Genomic DNA, 19,961 nt, shown 5'->3' on the forward strand with positions numbered 1-19,961 from the left:
CTTACCCGAACTGCAGCAGCGTCATGGAGGGACGTGTGCGGCGCAGAAATCCACGATCAAGGCGCTTGGCGTTGACGAACTTCCAGAGGCCACGGCCGGGCTGCAGCGGTATGTCGACGGCGGCCACCACTCCCGGAACTGAGGAGAGTGCCTCGCCTTCGTCGGGTGTCAGCGCGAACGGCATGGGCGGGGCCACATAGCGGTCCGACAACTTGAGCCCTTGCAGAGTGCGCCTGCTGAACCAGTGCGGGATGCTGTCGAACATCATCTGGCCACCGGGAAAACGCTTGGCGCAGGCTTCGATCAGCCCGAGAGATTCCTCCGGCTGCAGGTACATGAGTAGGCCCTCGGCTGTGATGAACGCGCCCTCTGAGGCGTCGACCCGATCCATCCAACTCAAGTCCAGGGCCGACTGCGCCAGCCCGACGATCCGCTGGTTCTCGGGCAGTAATTTCGTGCGCAGTTCCATTACCGGTGGCAGATCGACTGAATACCAAGTGAATTGGGCTGCCGATTCCGCACCGCCGAGGCGCCAGAAGCTGGTCTGTAGGCCCTCGGCGAGTGCGACGATCGCCGCCCGGGGATGCGTCGCGAGATACACACGTGCCTGTGTGTCGAAGGCCAGCGCCCGCAGCCCGTGAGACTGTGACGGGCGCCCGAACTTGCGGTAGTCGTACTCGATGGCATCGAAGAGTTCAGCGGCCAGCGGATCCTTGATCACACCGTCCGGCCGCTTGGCTTCGGTTCCGCGATTGTGCAGAGTCCACAGGGTGGTAGCCGAGACGCCCTCCAGGCTGTCTCCGCTGATCCTCGATGAGCCACGTGGGCGAAGAGCATCAGACTCGGTCATGACGCTGATGCTAGTGAAATGGGGCGACGATAGGACTGCCCCTTGGTTAGGCTGACCGGTATGACCGAATCGAAGGCGGGCGGAGACTCGGCCGCGGATGATGCCAAGCGCAAGTTCCGCGAGGCCCTTGACCGCAAGAACAACAAGGCCAACGCCGCCGCCGACCACAAGGACACCGCAAGCAAGCCGACCCATGCACATGGCCGGGCCGGCTCGCATCGCGAATTCCGCCGTAAGAGCGGTTAAGCCACTCGCCTCTGGCTGGCCAGTGACCGGGCGATGATCAGCCCGGCGAGCACCACCACCCAGCACACGAGGCCAAAGCCCTTGAGCCCCCACACCACTGACGCCAGGGTGAACCCGCCGGCGGCCATCAGCGCTACCCCGACGGCCGCGCTGCGCACACCGGGATGCGCGACGTAGCCGCCGTCCCAGCCGGGCAAGGGGTTGTTCTCCAGCGGTCGCAGGGCCAGGAAGAGGCCCGCCACCAGGATGGTCATCGTCACCACCTGAAGCACTGACAAGAAGACGAAATTCGTTGCCGTGGTGTCGTATCGGGGGAATCCCAGGAAATCGAACACCAGGTGCATGCCCAGCAGCGCGGGCATGTGCCAGAGGTACAGCGTCATCGCGCCCGAGTTGCCGATGGCCACGGCCCACCAGACCCGTGGGCGCTGAGCCCATCGATTGATGGCAGGCATCGCCGCGATGGCCAATGCCGACAGGACGATCGCGTGCCCGGCCAACACCAGCGACGGCGGGATCATGTTCGGCACCTTCTGGCCGGCCACCCCGACCAGGCTGATGGTGTACGGGCCGAATGTCACCAGCGCGATGTTGATCGCGAAAACAGCTGCGGCGAGCATCAGCGCCGCCTTCTGGGTGATCAGCTGCCGGCGGTACCCCACGCCTAAAACCGCCGGCAGCAGCCACACCACGAAGTTCACGTATCCGATGCCGGCGGGAGCCCCCAGCCCCAGCCGCAGCACGTCAACTGCCGCGATACCCAGATAGATCCCGGCCAGCGCGCCGAGCATGCTCCGCGTGGTCGTGATGCGGGCAAGCAGCGGAACCGCCGCTAGCACCAGCACGTAGGCGCCAAGGAACCACAGGAGCTGGGTGCTTACCCCCGCGACCGGCTCGTATACGTGCAGCGGCAGGATCTGCCGAAGAATCAGCAGCGCCACCGCCCAGAAGCCCAGGTAGTAGAACACCGGGCGGTACAGGCGGGTGCAGCGATGCATGAGCCAGGATCCCCAGCTGGTTCCGGGCTTCCAGGAGCCCACGCTCGCGGCAACCCCGGCGAAGAAGAACAGCGGCATGATCTGGAAAACCCAGGTGAGTGCCTGGAAAACGGGGCGACCGTTGAGCAGGTTGCCCCACAACAACACGCCGTTGTCGATGGCGCTCACCGCCATGACGGTGTGCCCGAGGACCACGCCGACCAGCGACACGATCCGGATCACGTCAAGTGCGCGGTCGCGCGTTGCCGCCGTGGCGGCGCCCACCTCATCGGCGGTGGGCAGGCCCAGAGTCATCGTCATGCACCCAGCGTCGCCGAGTGCCGATCGCCGACACAGCGCGTCGCTACGCGATCTCGCTAGGTAGTTTCCCCTGGGCCCGCCGCGTAGGACTAGCCGCCGAGCGCGGCGATGAGGTCCTTGATCTTGGCGGCCTCGTCCTCGGTGACCTGCTCCTCAGACTCGACCGCTGTCAGGAAGCCGACCTTGAGGCCTGCGCCATTGGCGGTTTCCTGTGCGGTGAGCCGGGCGCGCCGACGTGCGGTGTACAGACGCTGGCCCAGCGTCGCGCTGGGGCTGTTGGCCGCGTCCTTCATCAGATCGTCGTAGCGATGGCGCACCCCGCTCAGCGCGACGATCACCGACGGCGTCACGCGGCTGCGGCCGGCGGCCTTCGAGATCGCGCCCTCAAGCTTGCGCAGTCCGCTCAGGACGACGGCGACGCGTTCGCCGTATTCGGCGTCGCTGGGTTCGGGCAGGGTGTCGATGGCGGAGGCGTACATGTGCACTGCCGCATCGACGAGGCTGACAATGACTGGGGCTTCGCCGTCATCCGGCACGACTTCAGGCACGACCCATCGACTCCTTCTGAAAAGACCGGTAACGACCCCGAAGTAGGCGGGGGTCGCCGACAACTTAGCGCCGATCCACAGCCCGGACAACCCCTATCGGATGAACGATTTCTGATCCGAGTGTCTAGCCATGGGTGTGCGAACTGTGCTGTGCTACCAACCTTTTCGGCAGTACAGCTGTGGTCATGGGGTGTGGGGGCAACAGATCTTGATTAGCCGGTGCTCACCGGTGCGTCCGGTTTCACCCGGCGCGGGCGCTCTTGCCAGATGACGGCGATCAGGCACAGCGCGGCCAGGGCGGCCACGGCGAGTGCGAACGTGACGCCCGCGGTGCGCAGTCCCCATGCTTGGGCGGCCAGGCCCTCGCCGATGACCGGCAGGGCGATTCCCACATAGGCGACCACGAAGTAGCTGGAGGTCACTTCGGCACGGTTGTCCTCGGGGGTCCGGTCGGCGATGGAGGCGAGTCCGCGGCTGAAGCTGATGCCCTGTCCGATGCCCACCACGACGGCGCTGGCCAGGTACCAGGGCAGTGACGAAGTATGCAGGGCCACCACAACGAGCAGCATCCCGGTCAGCAGGATTGCGCAGCCAAGGATCAGCGCCTTGGCGGCCGGTACCTGCCGGACGAGAATTTGTGCCACACAAGAAGATCCGAACGTCAGGAAGACGCTTGCCCCGGCCACCGCGTGGTTGTCGATATCGAGTACCCCGGACAGGAACCCGGGTGCCACCGCCGTGAAGGATCCGAGTGCCGCGAATCCCGCGAATCCCGCCGTCGCCGCTGCCGCGAATGTCACCCGGACCTCGGGAGGCAGCGAAAGGCGTTGCACACCAAGTTTGCCGTGCCGCGGTGCGGTCTCGGGTGCCAAGAGCAGGGCGACCACGGCGATCGACACAAGTCCGATATGAACGATGAAGGCCAGATGTGTAGGCCAGGGCGCGTACTGAACGAGAACACCGGCCACCAAGGGGCCCAATCCAAGGCCGCCGGTGTTGGCGATGGTGGCCACGGCGGCGGCCCGTCCCCGCCATTGCTCGGGTGCTGCCTCGATGACGGCGACGGTAGCGGCACCGGTGAAAAACCCTGCGGATAGTCCCGAGACGATGCGCGCGATCAGCAGCAGCGGAACAGAGTCGACGAACAGGAAGATGACCGAACTGAGGATGGCGAACCCGGCTCCGGTCAGCAACAGCGGACGACGGCCGAGAACATCAGACCAGCCGCCGAACATCAGCAGCGCGAACAGCACGCCTGCGGCATAGGTGGCGTAGACGACCGTGGTGGTGAGCACGGAAAAATGCATCTGCTGCGAGTACAACGCGTACATGGGAGTCGGCATTGTGGTGCCGATCATGACTGCCGAGAAGCTGAACGCCAGCAGGATGAACGCGGCCGAGTGGCGCAAGCGAGCAATCACAACCCAATGTAAGTCACGGGCGGGCCTGTCTCATTCCGCCACGATCAGTGTGCAATCGCCTTTTCTGCGCCGATGCCCGTCAGGGAGCGCACCTCCATCTCGGCGTTCAACCCGGGATCGCCCTTGTCGCTGGAGGTGAGCGTCCCGATGATGCCCAGCAGGAAGGCCAGTGGAATCGACACGATGCCCGGATTGGCGAGCGGGAACAAGGCGAAGTCGGCCCCGGGGATCATCGCGGTCTTGGCGCCGGAGACGGCGGGGGAGAAGACGATGAGCACGATGGTGGAGATCAGGCCGCCGTACATGCTCCACAACGCGCCGCGGGTGTTGAACCGCGCCCAGTACAGCGAGTACACGATGGTCGGCAGATTGGCCGCCGCCGCGACCGCGAAGGCAAGCGCCACCAGGAACGCGACGTTCTGCCCGTTGGCCAGGATGCCGAGCCCAATCGCGATGACACCCAGCACCACTGCGGTGATCCGCGACACCCGGACCTGCTCTGCTTCAGAGACATTGTGGCCCTTGATGACCGAGGCGTAGATGTCATGTGCGAAGGAGGCCGATGCGGTGATCGTCAGCCCGGCCACCACCGCGAGAATCGTGGCGAAGGCCACCGCCGAGATCACCGCCAGCAGGATCACGCCGCCGAGTTCGAAGGCCAACAGTGGTGCGGCCGAGTTCTGCCCGCCCGCCGCCGCCAGGATGCGATCGGGTCCGACGAGCGCCGCGGCGCCGTAGCCCAGCGCCAGGGTGAACAGATAGAAGGCGCCAATCAGTCCGATCGCCCACACCACCGAACGCCGCGCCTCCTTGGCGGTGGGCACGGTGTAGAAGCGCATCAAGACGTGGGGGAGGCCGGCGGTGCCCAGCACCAGCGCTAGTCCCAGCGACAGGAAGTTGATCTTCGATGTCAACGAGCCGCCGTACTGGGCGCCCGGCGCCAGAACATCGCGGGACGCAACACCTTTGGTGTGACTGTCGGACACGGCGTGCTGCGCCGCGCCGAGGATGTCGGAGAAGTTGAAACCGAACTTGGCGAACACCGCGGCCGTCATGAGCGCCGCGCCGCTGATCAGCAAGACCGCCTTGATGATCTGCACCCAGGTGGTGCCCTTCATTCCGCCCACCAGGACGTAGACGATCATGAGCACGCCAACCACGCCGATCACAATCGATTGGCCCCATCGGCTGTGAATGTTGAGCAGGAGTGCCACCAGGCCTCCGGCACCCGCCATCTGCGCGAGTAGGTAGAACAGTGACACCGTCAGGGTGGACGTGGCCGCCGCCAGACGCACCGGGCGCTGCCTGAGCCGGAAGCTCAGCACATCGGCCATGGTGAACTTGCCTGTGTTGCGCAGTAATTCGGCCACGAGAAGCAGGGCCACCAGCCAGGCCACCAGGAATCCGATGGAGTATAGGAAGCCGTCATACCCGTACACCGCGATGGCTCCGGCGATTCCGAGAAAGCTTGCGGCGGAAAGGTAGTCGCCGGCGATGGCGATGCCGTTCTGTGGGCCGGAGAAGGCGCGGCCGCCGGTGAAGAAGCCCTCTGCGGTCTTGTTGCTGCCGCTGGCTCGGATGACGAGGTAGAGGGTGACGGCGACGAAGACGGTGAAGATCGCGATGTTGGTGGCCGGATTACCGACGGTTTCGGCCGCCAGCGTCGATATGGTGCTCATGCCTGTTCCACCTCGGCGCGGATGGCCGCGGCCTTCGGATCCAGCTCGCGGTTGGCGAATCTGACGTAGAGGCCGGTGATGACGAAGGTCGTGAGGAACTGGCCAAGGCCCAGCACGAGTCCCACGTTGATGTTGCCGACGAGTTTGATCGCCATAAAGTCATGGGCGAACGCGCCCAGCACCAGGTACAGGCCGTACCACGCGAGAAAGAATGCCGTCATGGGAAAAACAAAGCGTCGCAATATCTTCCGAAGTTCCTGAAACTCCGGGCTGCTCTGGATTTCCAGGGCTCGTTCGGTGGACAGCTCGCTAGGATCGATCGCGGTCAACGCTGGCTCCTTATGGGTACCTGTAAGGGTGCTGGGAGAGCGTAATGAGAGCTGAGTCACAGCGGCGGGGTTTCTGGCGCTGGTTTGTCAGGTGTTCACCTGACCGGCTGCGGGAGCGACCGCTCACACGCTCCGGTGTACCGATTCATCCCCGTACTGCTGGTTGACCGCGCGCAAGAACTTCTCGGCATCGGTCGGTTCGACCGGAGGCAGGTGGATTGTTTCGCTGACGATGCCGTCGGGCAGACGTGGCTCGGAGCCGACATCGGGGATGAAGTTCTTCAGGGCGCCATCGGTGAAGGGCACGCCGGACTTGACCTGATTGTTGGAGACCAGATCGAATGCCCGCGTCATCGCATCGCGGGATTCCTCGGGCAGTGCTGCTTTGATCGCGGCGATCTCGGTGGCGGACTTCCCGTCGAAAGACTGCGCGAACTCGTACAGATACTGCAGCTGATTGGACGGGATGGTGACGCTCTTACCCGCGGCGAGATCCTTGAGCTGCCGATCATCCAAGAGTGATGCCGCGTTGACCCTGCTCAGCACGCTCTGATCGCGCTGGCTGTCCGCCTGGAAATGCTCCCCGTCCCGATTTCCCTGTGCGGGAGTCAGCCCGCAGAAGGGGTTGAACGAGGCCGCCAACTCATCGCAAATGGCGTCGATCTGCTGCTGGGCTTCCAGTTCGGCGGCCCACCACTTGTCGTAGGCCTTGCGCATCACCCGCGTGAACTTGGCGGCGCTTTGGTTTGCCTTCTCGATGACCTCCGCGCTGGCATCGGGCTGCATGTTCCAGCTGACAGTGAGGTCCTCGGCCACGGTGTAGCCATGATCGCTGGCCTCGTTGTACAGGTCGACCGCCTCGCGGCGGTACTCAATCGACTGGAACTCCAAGGTGACCAAGGCCTTCGGGGCGTCATCGAGCAGCACCTGGGTGGCCAGGTAGATCGTCTTCTCGTCACTGGCCGCGGTGTCCTGGACCGCGCGCGCGGTTTCACCGTCCCACGGAAGGCCGCCGGGCATGTCGACCGAATGTTTGTAGTCCTGGGCGCGATGTTGCAGCTCGGTGGCGGTCAGCATCGCCAGGCGCAACGGCACGATCGACTGTTCGGGATGGTTGGTCAACAACCGTCTGGCCGAGTAATCCGACTTCATTGCGGCCTCGACAGGGACGCGGCCGAAAGGATGGTTTGGCGCACGTACTCTTCGGTATCCCCGAACCGGGTCTGTGCTTGCTCGGACAAGTCAGCCATGTTGACGCAACGCGCCGCGAACATGCGCTGTAGCTCGGGGATGACTTCGGTGACCAGTCGTCTGACGGCGGTCAGCGATGGAGCATCCCCCGCTTCGACCCTCGTGGGGTTGTCGGCCCGGCTGCACAGTTTGTGGGCCTGTTCTCGTAATTCCGGCGACAGCTTGCGCAACGCCTCTAGATCAACGTCCAATTGGCCTGACAGCGGCAGCCTCCCCGAACACTGTGATCTTGGTCGCCCAAGTTGCCGTAGCGTAGCACCGCTGGCGTTGTCAAAGTTCAGAAGGAAGGAATGTCACATTGGCGAAATTGCAGCTTGCGCAAGATCCGGCCGCCGATGAGTTGCTGGAGGAGAATCCGCTAGCGCTTCTGATCGCCATGCTCCTCGATCAACAGATCCCGATGGAAGTGGCGTTCGCCGGGCCGAAGAAGATCGCCGACCGGATCGGCGGTATCGACGCGCACCAGATTGCGGAGTACGACCCCGACAAGTTTGTGGCCTTATGTTCCGAACGGCCCGCGATCCATCGCTTCCCCGGCTCGATGGCCAAGCGCGTCCAGGTGCTCGCGCAGGAGATCGTTGATGAGTACGACGGCCGCGCCGAGAACATCTGGAAGACCGGCGATCCGGACGGGGCCGAGCTGCTCAAGCGGCTCAAGGCGCTGCCTGGTTTCGGTGAGCAGAAGGCCAAGATCTTTGTGGCGCTGCTCGGCAAGCAATACGGGGTCCAGCCGAAGGATTGGCGCAAGGCCGCCGGAAATTATGGCGAGAAGGACACCCATCTGTCGGTTGCGGACGTCGTCGACGGCGAGTCGCTGGGGCTGGTGCGCGCCCACAAGAAAGAAATGAAGGCTGCGGCAAAAGCAAAGGCGGCCAAGGCATAAAGCCCTGACCGCCTCGCTTGTGTCGTGAACTACGGCAGCGCCGCGAACAGCGGTGCCGACGGGACCACCCCAACACCGGGAGCGGTCGCGGCGGGCAGCCCGGCGACGGGAGCCGCTGCGGCTGCCGGGATTCCGTTGACCAGGGCCGGCGGAATCAGCGTCTGCTGCACTCCGGCAGGCAGCAGCTTGGGCAGGTTGGTGGCCCACAGATCAACGGTCTGGGTGACACCGTCTGCGCCGGGGATCTGCGAAACGCCGGGCACGCTGCTGGTTGCGGGAACAGACGCGGGGGACAGCGCCTGGGCGGCTGCCGGCGTCAGTGCCTGAGCGGCCGGAGGCAGCGCAGGTGCGGCGGGCGCCAGGCCCGGAACCTGAGCGGCCGGTGCGGCAGGAGCCAGGCCCGGAACCTGAGCAGCCGGTGCCGCGGGAGCGACGGCCGGCAGCGCCGGTGCGGCCGGTGCGGCGATGGCCGCGGGTGCCGCAGGAGCAACCGGTGCGGCGGCGGGCGCGTTACCGAAGCCCGAAGCTGCCTGGCCCAGGATCGCGGCGGGGTTGGTCGGGTTCGGCCCCGGGGCGGGGATGGGGTCAGCGCTGGCGGTCGACGCCAGGCCCAGCGCCAGGCCGGCCGACGCGAAGGCCGCGATCGACGCGCCCATGAAGACGTTGGTGATCCGTGACATATTGAACTCCAATGCTGTTTCGCTAGACGTGATTACTGGTGTTAAACGCCAAGGTAATCCGTTACGCGTGTTACTCAAGTGACGCGTGTGGCGTAGATGGAACCGTTACCAAAACGAGTGAGCGAGGTTATCGAAGCCCCGATGAGAACAGAGCCGACCAGGGCGAATGCCGAGCCCCAGGTTTCGACACGCGGCGCGTCGGCGTGGCGGCGTGTCCGCGAATGGGCTCCGTGGCTGTTGGCGCTGAGTGTCGCGGTGCGCCTCGCCTGGGCGTACCTAACGCCGCACGGTGCCGACCTTGTGGACCTGCATGTGTACGTCAGCGGTCCGGCAACTCTGGGCCACGGCAATCTCTACGAGTTCACCTACCCGGACAAGACGCCGGACTTCCCGCTGCCCTTCACCTATCCGCCCTTTGCGGCCGTGGTGTTCTGGCCGCTGCACCTGCTTCCGTTCACTCTGCTCGGACTGTGCTGGATTCTGGGCACCATCGCCGCGCTCTACGCGGTGGTCCGGCTGAGTCAGCGGTTACTCGGATTCGACGACGCGCGTGGGGCCGCCGTGTGGACGGCCGTGACCATGTGGACCGAACCGGTGCGTTCGACCCTGGACTACGGGCAAATCAATGTGTTGTTGATGCTGCTGATCTTGCTGGCGGTGACGTCATCGCGGTGGTGGATCTCCGGAACGCTGGTGGGACTCGCAGGCGGGGTGAAGCTGACTCCTTTGGTCTCCGGCCTCTACTTCCTGGGTGCGCGCCGCTGGGCGACCGCCATCTGGGCCGCGGTGGTCTTTGTGCTCACCGTGCTGGTGGGCATCGCGATCGTCGGGGAGCAGGGGCGCTACTACTTCACCGATCTGTTGGGTAAGCCGGACCGGATCGGGCCGATCGCCACCGTGTTCAACCAGTCCTGGCGGGGCGGGATCTCCAGGATTCTCGGCCACGACGCGGGCTCGGGAGCACTGGTGCTGGTGGCATACCTGGTGACAGCGGTACTGGCCTTTTTCGCCTGGCGGGCCGTGGACGACAGGTTGGGGCGGATCTGCGTGGTGCAGATGTTCGGTCTGCTCATCTCGCCCATCTCATGGACCCACCATTGGGTGTGGATGGTTCCGTTCATGGTGTGGCTACTCCACGGGCCCTGGCGAGAAAAACTGGGCGCGAAGATCTTTGGGTACGGATGGCTGGTGCTGTTACTGGTCGGGGTGCCCTGGCTGCTCAGTTTCGCCCAACCGGATATCTGGCGCATCGACCGGCCCTGGCCGTTGGCATGGGCCGGGCTGGTGGACATTGTGGCGGCAATGGCGACGTTGACCTGGATGGCGGTGACGGGGATCAGGTCACGGGCTTGGAATCGGGAAGTTTCGCCCACCGGCTAGCGTTGCGGCCATGTCTGAACATTGGACCGTCCTGGTCACCGGTGCTTCCAGCGGGATCGGCGCGAGCGCGGCCCGGATCTTCGTCGAGCGCGGGCACCGCGTCTTCGGTACCAGCCGTAATCCGGACACCATCGCCGACCGCATCGCCGGGGTGCAGTATCTGCGGCTGGACCAAACCGACAAGGCCAGCGTCGCCGAATGTGTCGCGCAGGCGGGCGAGGTGGACATCCTGGTCAACAACGCCGGAGAAAGTCAGATCGGCGCGCTGGAAGACATCTCCATCGATGACTTCGAGAAGCTGTATACCACCAATGTCTTTGGGCCCGTGGCGCTTACCAAAGCGGTGCTACCCGGGATGCGAGAACGGCGCCGCGGCGCCATCGTGATGGTGGGATCGATGGCAGGCACCTTGCACGTGCCCTTTCGGTCGACCTACAGCTCGGCTAAATCGGCATTGCACACCGTGGCCGACTGCCTGCGGTACGAGGTCGCGCCGTTCGGGATCACGGTAAGCACTGTGGAACCCGGCGTCATCGCCACGGGGATCGAGACGCGGCGCAATCGCATCGTGGCCGAGGGATCCGCCTACCGCGAAGCATTCCAGACGGTCGACGCGGCCATGGCCGCGCGGGAACAGCACGGCATGGCCACCGATGATCTGGCCCGCCTGGTTGTGGACGTGGCGCTGAATCCGAACCCGAAGCCTTTGTACGCCAAGGGCAGTAACGCCCCGCTCATCATGGCCGCGCAACGGCTACTGCCCGCCCGGCTGTTCCTGAAGTTCTTGGCGCGCATGCACGGACTGAAGGTGGGGTAGGGCATGTTTCCCATATCTCCCCAAGGGGCCCACCCCACGGGCTCGTCGGATGCCTTCCACTCCAAGGACATCGGCAGGCTGCTGCTGCAATGCCCCGACCGGATCGGCGTGGTCGCCGCGGTCAGCGCGTTCCTGGCCGAGGCCGGCGCCAGCATCATCTCGCTGGCGCAGTACTCGACGGAACCGCAGGGTGGCTGGTTCATGCAGCGCACTGTCTTTCACCGTTCCGGGCTCAGCGCCGCACGCGAAGACATGGAGAAGCGATTCGCTTCCATCGCTGAAGAATTCGAGATCCAGTACCGATTCAGTGAGGCCGCCAAGCCCAAGAGAGTCGCGATCATGGTGTCGCGTACAGATCACTGCCTGCTGGACCTGTTGTGGCGTAACCGTCGCGGCGAGCTCGACATGTCGATCGTGATGGTGATCTCCAACCACCCCGATCTTGCCGATCAGGTGCGCTCATTTGGGCTGCCCTTCGTGCATATCCCGGCAACTCGCGAGAACCGCGCCGAAGCCGAACGCAAGCAGCTGGACCTGCTGCAGGGAAACGTCGACCTGGTGGTCCTGGCTCGATACATGCAGATCCTGTCGCCGGAATTTCTCAACGAGATCAGTTGCCCGCTGATCAACATCCACCATTCATTCCTCCCCGCGTTCACCGGCGCCATGCCGTATCGCCGTGCACGGGAACGCGGCGTGAAAATGATCGGTGCCACAGCGCATTACGTGACAGCGGAGCTGGACGAGGGCCCGATCATCGAGCAGGACGTGATCCGGGTCGACCACACGCACACCGTGGAAGACCTGGTGCGGCTCGGTTCCGATGTGGAACGCCTGGTGCTGTCGCGTGCGGTTGCCTGGCACTGCGAGGACCGGGTCATGCGACACGGCAATGTCACCGCGATCTTGTAAAGCTCCGCAGCGCCCGAGTTCCTCGGCATCCACTGTCCTGTTGCCCGCGTCTATGCGACAACTAGGGCAGTGCAGAGCCTGTAACACGTTTTGTCGCATAGACGCGGGCAGGGCCGATGTGGCATGGACCTAGCGGCCGGTCTGTGAGTCGATGGTTTCGGCCAGCGCCAGATCCTTGTCGGTGATGCCACCTTCGGAATGCGTGGACAGCACGAATGTCACGGTGCGCCATCGGATATCGATATCGGGGTGATGATCGGCGGCTTCCGCGTGCTCGGCGATGCGGCGTACCGCGTCGATTCCGTCGAGAAAGGCGTCGAACGTGACGGCGCGGCGCAGGGAGTCGCCCTCGCGGGTCCACCCGGGAAGCTCGGCGAGCGCTGCGTTGATCTGGTCATCGGTGAGCAGGGCCATCAACTCAACGTATAGCGTCGACCACCATGGCGATAGTGGTCGCGGGTGCGGTGATCGATGGCGACAAGCTGCTTATCGCGCAGCGATCCAAACCTGCCGAGTTGGCCGGGCAGTGGGAGCTCCCGGGCGGCAAGGTCGCCGAGGGCGAATCGGAGCCGCAGGCACTTGCCCGGGAGCTACGCGAGGAACTCGGGATCGAGGTCGAGGTTGACACCCGCGTCGGCGAGGACGTCGTCGTCGGGAATCTGGTGTTGCGTGCCTATCGCGCACGCGTGCACGACGGCGGCATCCCGCACCCGCATGAGCATCTGGCCCTGCGCTGGGTCACCGCCGACGAACTCGACACGGTGGAGTGGGTCGCCGCGGACGCGGGGTGGATCCCCGCGCTGCGGGCGGCGCTAGTGGGCCCGCGCCCGGTGTAGCACCTTCTTGAGCTCCTTGTCGGAGAGCCCGTGCTGCTCGGCTTTCTGCATCTTGTGCACCACAAGAGGGCACTTCATACAGCGTGGTTTGCTCTTACAGCACTTCTTCTTGGGCTTGAGTCGTGCGACCTTGCTGGCCTTCACTGAGGGTCCTACTTCTGGGTCTAAATGCGTCTTGGGCTGTGTTTGTGTCTATGTCGGGCGTCACACGTGATAACGCCAGTTTCGTGAACAGGGGTCCTCACTGCCAGAATTGGCAGACGTGACCCACAGTTTCCGGAACGTAGCCATTGTTGCGCACGTCGACCACGGCAAGACAACCCTGGTCGACGCGATGCTCAAACAATCGGGTGCGCTCACGCACCGAGGTGATGACGCCGTCGAGCGCCTGATGGACTCCGGTGATCTGGAGAAGGAAAAGGGCATCACCATCCTGGCCAAGAACACCGCGGTGCACCGGCACCATGCGGATGGCTCCATGACCGTCATCAACGTCATCGACACCCCCGGCCACGCCGACTTCGGCGGCGAGGTGGAGCGCGGCCTGTCGATGGTCGACGGAGTGCTGCTGCTGGTGGACGCCTCCGAGGGGCCCCTCCCACAGACCCGGTTCGTGCTGCGCAAGGCGCTTTCGGCGCACCTGCCGGTGATCCTTGTCGTCAACAAGACCGACCGCCCCGATGCGCGCATCGCCGAGGTGGTCGAGGAGAGCCACGACCTGCTGCTCGATGTGGCCTCTGACCTCGATGAGGAAGCACAGGCGGCTGCGGAGAAGGCGCTCGATCTGCCCACGCTGTACGCATCGGGCCGCGCCGGGATCGCCAGCACCACCGAGCCCCCGAACGGGGAGAACCCGGACGGCGAGAACCTCGACCCGCTCTTCGACGTCCTGCTCGAGCACATCCCGCCGCCCAAGGGTGACCCCGAGGCGCCGCTGCAGGCCCTCGTCACCAACCTGGATGCTTCGGCGTTCCTGGGCCGGCTCGCGCTGATCCGCATTTACAACGGACGGATCCGCAAGGGTCAGCAGATCGCCTGGATGCGCGAAGTAGATGGCCACCCCGTCATCACCAACGCGAAGATCACCGAGCTGCTCGCCACCGAGGGTGTCGACCGCAGCCCCACCGAAGAGGCGGTCGCCGGTGACATCGTCGCCGTCGCGGGTATGTCGGAGATCATGATCGGCGACACGCTCGCCGACCCCGATCACGCGCACGCGCTGCCGCGCATCACCGTCGATGAGCCCGCCATCTCGGTGACCATCGGCACCAACAGCTCGCCGCTGGCCGGCAAGGTGTCGGGGCACAAGCTGACCGCACGCATGGTCAAGTCGCGGCTGGACTCGGAGCTCGTCGGCAACGTGTCCATCAAGGTCGTCGACATCGGCCGTCCGGACGCCTGGGAGGTGCAGGGCCGTGGGGAGCTGGCGCTGGCCATCCTCGTCGAACAGATGCGCCGTGAGGGCTTCGAACTGACCGTCGGCAAGCCTCAGGTGGTCACCCGGCAGATCGACGGCAAGCTGCACGAGCCGTTCGAGGCCATGACCATCGACTGTCCCGAGGAATTCGTGGGTGCCATCACCCAGCTGATGGCCGCCCGCAAGGGCCGCATGGAGGAGATGGCCAACCATGCCGCGGGATGGGTCCGCATGGACTTCATCGTGCCGTCGCGTGGCCTCATCGGATTCCGCACCGACTTCCTGACGCTGACCCGCGGCACCGGCATCGCGAACGCCGTCTTCGAGGGTTACCGCCCGTGGGCGGGCGAGATCCGCGCGCGGCACACCGGATCGCTCGTGTCCGACCGGACCGGCAGCATCACCCCATTCGCGATGATCCAGCTCGCCGACCGCGGGCAGTTCTTCGTGGAGCCCGGTGAAGACACCTATGAGGGCCAGGTCGTCGGGATCAACCCGCGTGCCGAGGATCTTGACGTCAACGTCACCCGCGAGAAGAAGCTGACGAACATGCGCTCGTCGACCGCCGATGTCATGGAGACCCTGGCACGGCCCATCGAGCTCGACCTCGAGCAGGCCATGGAGTTCTGCGCGGCCGACGAATGTGTCGAGGTGACCCCGGAAATCGTGCGCGTGCGCAAGGTTGACCTGGATGCCAACACCCGGGCGCGCAATCGCTCACGCGCGAAGGCAGCCGCCAACAACAGCTAGGTTTGGCCGATGGCCTGTCGTATCAGCGAGCTCGTGCTCGATTGTCGCGACCCGGAGGCGCTGGCACGGTTCTGGTGCGAGGTTCTGGACTTCGTCGTGCTGAGTCGTGAGGAAGACGGCTCGCTGGAGATCGGAGCCCGCGAGGGGTTCGGCGGCCCGCAGCCGACGCTGTTCCTGAGTTTCAGTGCTGAGCCGCGCTCCGGGAAATCGCGGCTGCATATCGACGTCAACCCCACCGACCGCGATCAGGACGCCGAGCTCGAACGCCTCCTGAAGCTCGGCGCACGTCCGGCCGACATCGGTCAGACCGGCCAGGAGCAATGGCATGTCTTGGCCGACCCCGAAGGCAACGAGTTCTGCCTGCTCAAAGCTCGCCTCAAGGAGCTTTGAGGCTCGCTGTCTCGCATCGCCGCCGGAATGGGAGCAGACTGCATGGCGTGGTTGATTTCAACTCCATCAAGCGCCTCGTGGTTCACAACGCACAGCGGTATCTCGTCAACCCGGTGGGACGAAAACTGCCGGTCGTGATGCTGGAGACCACAGGCCGCAAATCCGGACAGCCGCGGCACACCGCGATCGGCGGGCGCCTCGTCGGTGACCAATTCTGGTTGGTCTCCGAACATGGCGATCACTCCGACTATGTGCGCAACATCAAGGCCAACCCGGCGGTGCGGCTGCGAATCCGCGACCAATGGCGCACCGGCACCGCGCACCTGCTTCCCGAGGATGACGCCCGCGCGCGGCTGCAGCAGCTGCCGACGGCCAATAGCGCAGTGGTCCGTGCCGTGGGCACCGAACTTTTGACCGTCCGGGTCGACCTCGACTGACTTTGGTAACGGCGGTTGCCCTGGCTCAATGAACTCGTTTGAGGGATAACGGCTTTCGCGATCGCTCGAAGGGGCCTGTGGGTACTATCGCGATATGGAGCAGACCCAGCCCACATCGCGCATCATCGAACAGAACGTGGCGGCGGCGCAGGAGCTTCCGTTCGCCAACACCGCAGACCAGGACGACGCCGACAGGGGATTCATCGCGGCCCTGGAACCGGGCATCGTCACCGATGCTTCCGGAAAAACAGTGTGGGACAACGACTCCTACGGCTTCTTGCGTGACAGCTGCCCGGCATCGGTGCACCCGAGCCTGTGGCGGCAGTGCGGCCTGAACATCAGGCAGGGGCTGTACCTCGTCACCGAGGGCATCTACCAAGTACGCGGCCTGGACATCTCCAACATGACGCTCGTCGAGGGGGAGCGCGGGGTCATCGTGATCGACCCGCTGGTGTCCGCGGAAACCGCCGCTGCCGCATTGGCGCTCTACCGGAGTCATCGGGGCGATCGCCCGGTGACCGGGCTGATCTACACCCATTCCCACGCCGACCATTTCGGGGGCGCGCTGGGGGTGGTGAGCGCGGAGGATGTCGCGGCGGGTCACTGCCCAGTCCTGGCCCCGGCGGGATTCCTGGAACATGCGGTGGCCGAGAACGTGTATGCGGGAACCGCGATGACGCGCCGGGCTGTGTACATGTACGGTGCGGTGCTGCCGAGGGGGCCGCTGGGGCAGGTGGGCTCCGGCCTGGGCCAAACCAATTCCATCGGCACCGTCACGCTGATTCCGCCGACTCTCGACATCACCCATACCGGGCAGGAAGAGACCATTGACGGAGTGCACATGGTCTTCCAGCTCACGCCGGGCACCGAGGCGCCCGCGGAGATGAATTTCCACTTCCCGCAGCGCCGCGCGCTCTGTATGGCCGAGAACGCCACGCACACCCTGCACAATCTGCTGACCCTGCGTGGCGCACTGGTCCGTGATCCGCACGTGTGGGCGCGCTACATCACCGAGGCCATCAACCTGTACGCGCGTGCTTCCGATGTGGTGTTCGCCTCGCACCATTGGCCCACTTGGGGGACCGAACTTCTGGTGGAATACCTTGCCTTGCAGCGAGATTTGTATGCCTACCTGCACGATCAGACGCTGCGCCAGCTCAACCAGGGACTGGTGGGCTCCGAGATCGCCGAGTCGCTGCAGCTTCCCCCGGCCCTTGCCAGCGCATGGCATGCGCGCGGCTACTACGGGTCGGTCAGCCACAACGTCAAGGCGATCTACCAGCGCTACATGGGCTGGTTCGACGGCAATCCGGCGCACCTCTGGGAGCATCCACCGGTCGCGAACGCGCAGCGGCACGTCGAGTTCATGGGTGGCGCCGAGGAGGTACTACGTAAGGCGCGCATCGCCTTTGAGGAGGGCGACTATCGATGGGTGGCCCAGGTGGTCAACTATGTGATCTTCGCCGATCCGGCCAACGAAGCGGCCAAGGCGTTGCAGGCCAGCTGTTTTCAGCAACTCGGTTACGGATCGGAGAACGCCACCTGGCGTAATTTCTACCTGATGGGCGCCTACGAACTGTCTCATGGCAACGTCGGAACTCCCATCACAGTCGGTTCGCCCTCGGTGGTGGCGGCGCTGACGGTGGATCAGGTCTTCGACGCGCTCTCGCTGCGCATCAACGGCCCGAAGGCCTGGGATGAACACTTCGTCAGCGATTGGCGTTTCACCGACGAGGATCGCGTGCACCGCGTGGAGCTGCGCAACGGCGTGCTGGTGCACTATGACCGGCCCGCGGACATCAGTGAGCCCGACGTGACCTTCACTCTTACCCGGCCGATCCTCATCAAGGTTCTGCTGGATGGCACGGACCCGGCGCAGCTTGTCGCTTCGGGCGAGATCACCGTGGACGGCGACGTGACCGGATTCGCGCGGCTGGTCGCCGTGCTCGATCAGCCCGATCCCAACTTTGCGATCGTGACCCCCTGACCGGTTGCCGCGGGCGCCACGTGCCACCCCACCGATAAGGTTGGTCCTCATGCCGATCGAGTCACCGCGCCTGCGACTGTGCGCAGTACTCGGTGTGGTGCTGCTCGCGGGGTGCTCCGTCAGCGCGCCACCGGCCGTGCAAGGCAGCGAAACCACCAATTCCACGACACCGCCGCCGCCCAAAAAAGAGCAGATCGTGGTGGGTATCGATTCGATCGGCGCCGGATTCAATCCGCACCTGCTGTCGGATCAGTCACCGGTGAACTCCGCGATCAGCTCGCTGGTGCTGCCCAGTGCGTTCCGCCCGGTGCCCGACTCGACGACCACCACCGGCTCACGCTGGGAGCTGGACCCGACGCTGCTGGTATCGGCCGAAGAGACCAGTCAAGAACCCTTCACGGTCACCTACACGATCCGTCCCGAGGCGCAGTGGACCGATAACGCACCCATCGGTGCCGACGATTTCTCCTACCTGTGGCAACAGATGCTCGTTCAGCCCGGGACCGTCGACCCGGCGGGCTACGGAAACATCACCGACGTGCAGTCACGTGACGGCGGCAAGCGTGTGGTCGTCACCTTCGACCACAAGTACCCGGCCTGGCGCGAGCTGTTCACCGATCTGCTGCCCGCGCACATCGTGAAGGACATTCCGGGCGGGTTCGCCTCCGGGCTGATCAAGTCGATGCCCGCGTCCGGGGGACGCTTCCGGGTCGACGCGATCGACCCCCAGCGTGACGAGATCCTGCTCGCCCGTAACGACCGGTACTGGGCCAAACCCGCGGTTCCCGACGAAATCCTGTTCCGGCGTGCGGGCGCGCCCACGGTGCTGGCCGACTCGATCCGTAACGGGGACACCCAGGTAGCCCAGGTGCACGGCAGTGCGGTGACCTTCGCTCAGCTGTCCAACATTCCTGGCGTGCGCACCGCACGCATCGTCGCGCCGCGCACCTTGCAGCTGACCTTGCGCGCCGGACAGCCCACGCTCACCGATGCCAAGGTGCGCCGTGGGCTGCTCGGACTGCTGGATGTCGGGCTGCTGGCCGCGGTGGCTGCCGGCAACGACAACGCCGTCACCCTGGCGGCGGCACAGGTGCGTTCCCCCTCGGACCCGGGATACAAGCCCACCGCGCCCACTGCTCTCACCCGCGACGCGGCCCTGGCGTTACTCAAAGAGGCCGGATATGAAGCCGTCGAGGTACCGCCGGCACCCGGCGCCCCGGCAGGTCCGCCACAGATCACCCGGGACGGCGAGCCGCTGAGCCTGGTGATCAGTGCCGCTGCCAACGATCCGACGTCGGTCGCCGTCGCCAACACCGCCGCCGATCAACTGCGCAATGCCGGAGTGCGGGCCAGCGTCCTGGCCCTCGACCCGCCCACGCTGTACGGCCAGGCGATTCCGGACGGCCGCGTCGACGCCATCGTCGGCTGGCACCAGTCGGGCGGAGACTTGGCCACCGTGCTGGCCTCCCGCTACGGCTGCCCGGCGCTGCAATCGAGCAAGCTGCCCGAGACCCGCACCACGACACCGCCCCCGCCACCGGCGAGCAATACGCCGGCGCCGCCAGCGCGGGAAGAATCCGTTCGCGCCCCGAGCAATCTCACCGGGTTGTGCGATGAGGGCCTGCAGGCCAGCATCGACGCCGCGCTCACCGGGCAGGCCGATGTGGGCAAGGTCGTCGATCAGGCCGAGCCGCAATTGTGGAAGATGGCAACGGTGTTGCCGATCATGCAGGACACCACCATCGCCGCGGCCGGCCCCAGCGTGCAGAACGTCGAGCTGACCGGTGCGGTTCCGGTGGGAATCGTGGCCACGGCAGGAGAGTGGAAGAAGACCCGCCCATGACCCGCCG

General features: G+C 65.1%; 21 protein-coding genes. 11 read left to right on the forward strand and 10 right to left on the reverse strand.

Going from position 1 to position 19,961, the window contains the following annotated elements:
• Position 1: 1 nt before the first annotated feature.
• Positions 2-850, reverse strand: a complete 849-nt coding sequence (locus AOT87_RS02625) for a class I SAM-dependent methyltransferase (protein ID WP_030094744.1) — start codon at positions 848-850, stop codon at positions 2-4.
• 60 nt (positions 851-910) lie between these two features.
• Here AOT87_RS02625 and AOT87_RS02630 point away from each other — a divergent pair, with 60 nt between their 5' ends.
• A complete protein-coding gene (locus AOT87_RS02630) occupies positions 911-1,096 on the forward strand; it encodes a DUF5302 domain-containing protein (protein WP_030094745.1) in 186 nt (61 codons plus the stop codon).
• On the opposite strand, the gene AOT87_RS02635 is transcribed toward AOT87_RS02630, so the two are convergent.
• From AOT87_RS02635 to AOT87_RS02665, 7 genes are all read right to left on the reverse strand, one after another.
• A complete protein-coding gene (locus tag AOT87_RS02635) occupies positions 1,093-2,394 on the reverse strand; it encodes an acyltransferase (protein WP_057968180.1) in 1,302 nt (433 codons plus the stop codon). The genes AOT87_RS02630 and AOT87_RS02635 overlap by 4 nt on opposite strands.
• Before the next feature lie 89 nt (positions 2,395-2,483).
• Positions 2,484-2,873, reverse strand: coding sequence for a hypothetical protein (locus AOT87_RS02640; protein ID WP_030094748.1), 390 nt, complete (start codon positions 2,871-2,873; stop codon positions 2,484-2,486).
• 281 nt (positions 2,874-3,154) lie between these two features.
• Positions 3,155-4,363 (reverse strand): MFS transporter, encoded by a 1,209-nt coding sequence (locus AOT87_RS02645; protein WP_057968181.1) that lies wholly within the window; start codon positions 4,361-4,363, stop codon positions 3,155-3,157.
• A gap of 44 nt (positions 4,364-4,407) precedes the next feature.
• Complete coding sequence (locus AOT87_RS02650; RefSeq protein WP_109398655.1) at positions 4,408-6,042, reverse strand: cation acetate symporter; 1,635 nt, start codon at positions 6,040-6,042, stop codon at positions 4,408-4,410.
• Positions 6,039-6,371 (reverse strand): DUF485 domain-containing protein, encoded by a 333-nt coding sequence (locus tag AOT87_RS02655; protein WP_057968182.1) that lies wholly within the window; start codon positions 6,369-6,371, stop codon positions 6,039-6,041. Before AOT87_RS02655 ends, AOT87_RS02650 begins: the two co-directional genes overlap by 4 nt.
• A gap of 123 nt (positions 6,372-6,494) precedes the next feature.
• A complete protein-coding gene (locus AOT87_RS02660; protein WP_057968183.1) occupies positions 6,495-7,523 on the reverse strand; it encodes a hypothetical protein in 1,029 nt (342 codons plus the stop codon).
• Positions 7,520-7,813 carry a hypothetical protein gene (locus AOT87_RS02665; protein ID WP_057963867.1) on the reverse strand — a complete coding sequence of 98 codons (294 nt, stop codon included), beginning with the start codon at positions 7,811-7,813 and terminating at the stop codon, positions 7,520-7,522. The genes AOT87_RS02660 and AOT87_RS02665 overlap by 4 nt, the downstream gene beginning before the upstream one ends.
• 116 nt (positions 7,814-7,929) lie before the next feature.
• Between AOT87_RS02665 and AOT87_RS02670 the strand changes: the two genes are divergently transcribed.
• Complete coding sequence (locus AOT87_RS02670) at positions 7,930-8,505, forward strand: HhH-GPD-type base excision DNA repair protein (RefSeq protein ID WP_198528428.1); 576 nt, start codon at positions 7,930-7,932, stop codon at positions 8,503-8,505.
• Positions 8,506-8,534: 29 nt separating this feature from the next.
• Here the strand turns inward: AOT87_RS02670 and AOT87_RS02675 are convergent, their stop codons facing one another.
• Complete coding sequence (locus AOT87_RS02675; protein ID WP_030094755.1) at positions 8,535-9,185, reverse strand: hypothetical protein; 651 nt, start codon at positions 9,183-9,185, stop codon at positions 8,535-8,537.
• A 141-nt stretch (positions 9,186-9,326) separates the two neighbouring features.
• Between AOT87_RS02675 and AOT87_RS02680 the strand changes: the two genes are divergently transcribed.
• Genes AOT87_RS02680 through purU form a run of 3 tightly spaced genes read left to right on the forward strand, consistent with a single transcriptional unit; the run spans position 9,327 to position 12,294 of the window.
• Positions 9,327-10,565 (forward strand): mannosyltransferase, encoded by a 1,239-nt coding sequence (locus AOT87_RS02680; protein WP_057968185.1) that lies wholly within the window; start codon positions 9,327-9,329, stop codon positions 10,563-10,565.
• Between the two features lie 10 nt (positions 10,566-10,575).
• Positions 10,576-11,382, forward strand: coding sequence for an SDR family oxidoreductase (locus AOT87_RS02685; RefSeq protein WP_057968186.1), 807 nt, complete (start codon positions 10,576-10,578; stop codon positions 11,380-11,382).
• A gap of 12 nt (positions 11,383-11,394) precedes the next feature.
• Entirely contained in the window at positions 11,395-12,294 is a 900-nt protein-coding gene (gene purU, locus AOT87_RS02690) for a formyltetrahydrofolate deformylase (protein ID WP_081343222.1), read from the forward strand.
• A 129-nt stretch (positions 12,295-12,423) separates the two neighbouring features.
• Here the strand turns inward: purU and AOT87_RS02695 are convergent, their stop codons facing one another.
• On the reverse strand, positions 12,424-12,708 hold the full coding sequence (locus tag AOT87_RS02695) for a 4a-hydroxytetrahydrobiopterin dehydratase (protein WP_057968188.1): 285 nt from the start codon (positions 12,706-12,708) through the stop codon (positions 12,424-12,426).
• 26 nt (positions 12,709-12,734) lie between these two features.
• On the opposite strand from AOT87_RS02695, the gene AOT87_RS02700 reads away from it, so the two are divergent.
• From AOT87_RS02700 to AOT87_RS02725, 6 genes are all read left to right on the forward strand, one after another.
• Positions 12,735-13,130, forward strand: coding sequence for a (deoxy)nucleoside triphosphate pyrophosphohydrolase (locus AOT87_RS02700; RefSeq protein WP_057968189.1), 396 nt, complete (start codon positions 12,735-12,737; stop codon positions 13,128-13,130).
• A 262-nt stretch (positions 13,131-13,392) separates the two neighbouring features.
• Positions 13,393-15,297 (forward strand): translational GTPase TypA, encoded by a 1,905-nt coding sequence (gene typA, locus AOT87_RS02705; protein ID WP_046252884.1) that lies wholly within the window; start codon positions 13,393-13,395, stop codon positions 15,295-15,297.
• A gap of 9 nt (positions 15,298-15,306) precedes the next feature.
• A complete protein-coding gene (locus tag AOT87_RS02710; RefSeq protein ID WP_057968190.1) occupies positions 15,307-15,687 on the forward strand; it encodes a VOC family protein in 381 nt (126 codons plus the stop codon).
• A 47-nt stretch (positions 15,688-15,734) separates the two neighbouring features.
• On the forward strand, positions 15,735-16,124 hold the full coding sequence (locus AOT87_RS02715; RefSeq protein WP_030094763.1) for a nitroreductase family deazaflavin-dependent oxidoreductase: 390 nt from the start codon (positions 15,735-15,737) through the stop codon (positions 16,122-16,124).
• A 94-nt stretch (positions 16,125-16,218) separates the two neighbouring features.
• Positions 16,219-18,111, forward strand: coding sequence for an alkyl sulfatase dimerization domain-containing protein (locus AOT87_RS02720; RefSeq protein WP_057968191.1), 1,893 nt, complete (start codon positions 16,219-16,221; stop codon positions 18,109-18,111).
• A 49-nt stretch (positions 18,112-18,160) separates the two neighbouring features.
• Positions 18,161-19,954 carry an ABC transporter family substrate-binding protein gene (locus AOT87_RS02725; protein ID WP_057968192.1) on the forward strand — a complete coding sequence of 598 codons (1,794 nt, stop codon included), beginning with the start codon at positions 18,161-18,163 and terminating at the stop codon, positions 19,952-19,954.
• Positions 19,955-19,961: the final 7 nt, after the last annotated feature.

Source organism: Mycobacteroides sp. H003, assembly GCF_001440135.1.
In the GTDB taxonomy this organism is placed as follows: Bacteria; Actinomycetota; Actinomycetes; order Mycobacteriales; family Mycobacteriaceae; genus Mycobacterium; species Mycobacterium gwanakae.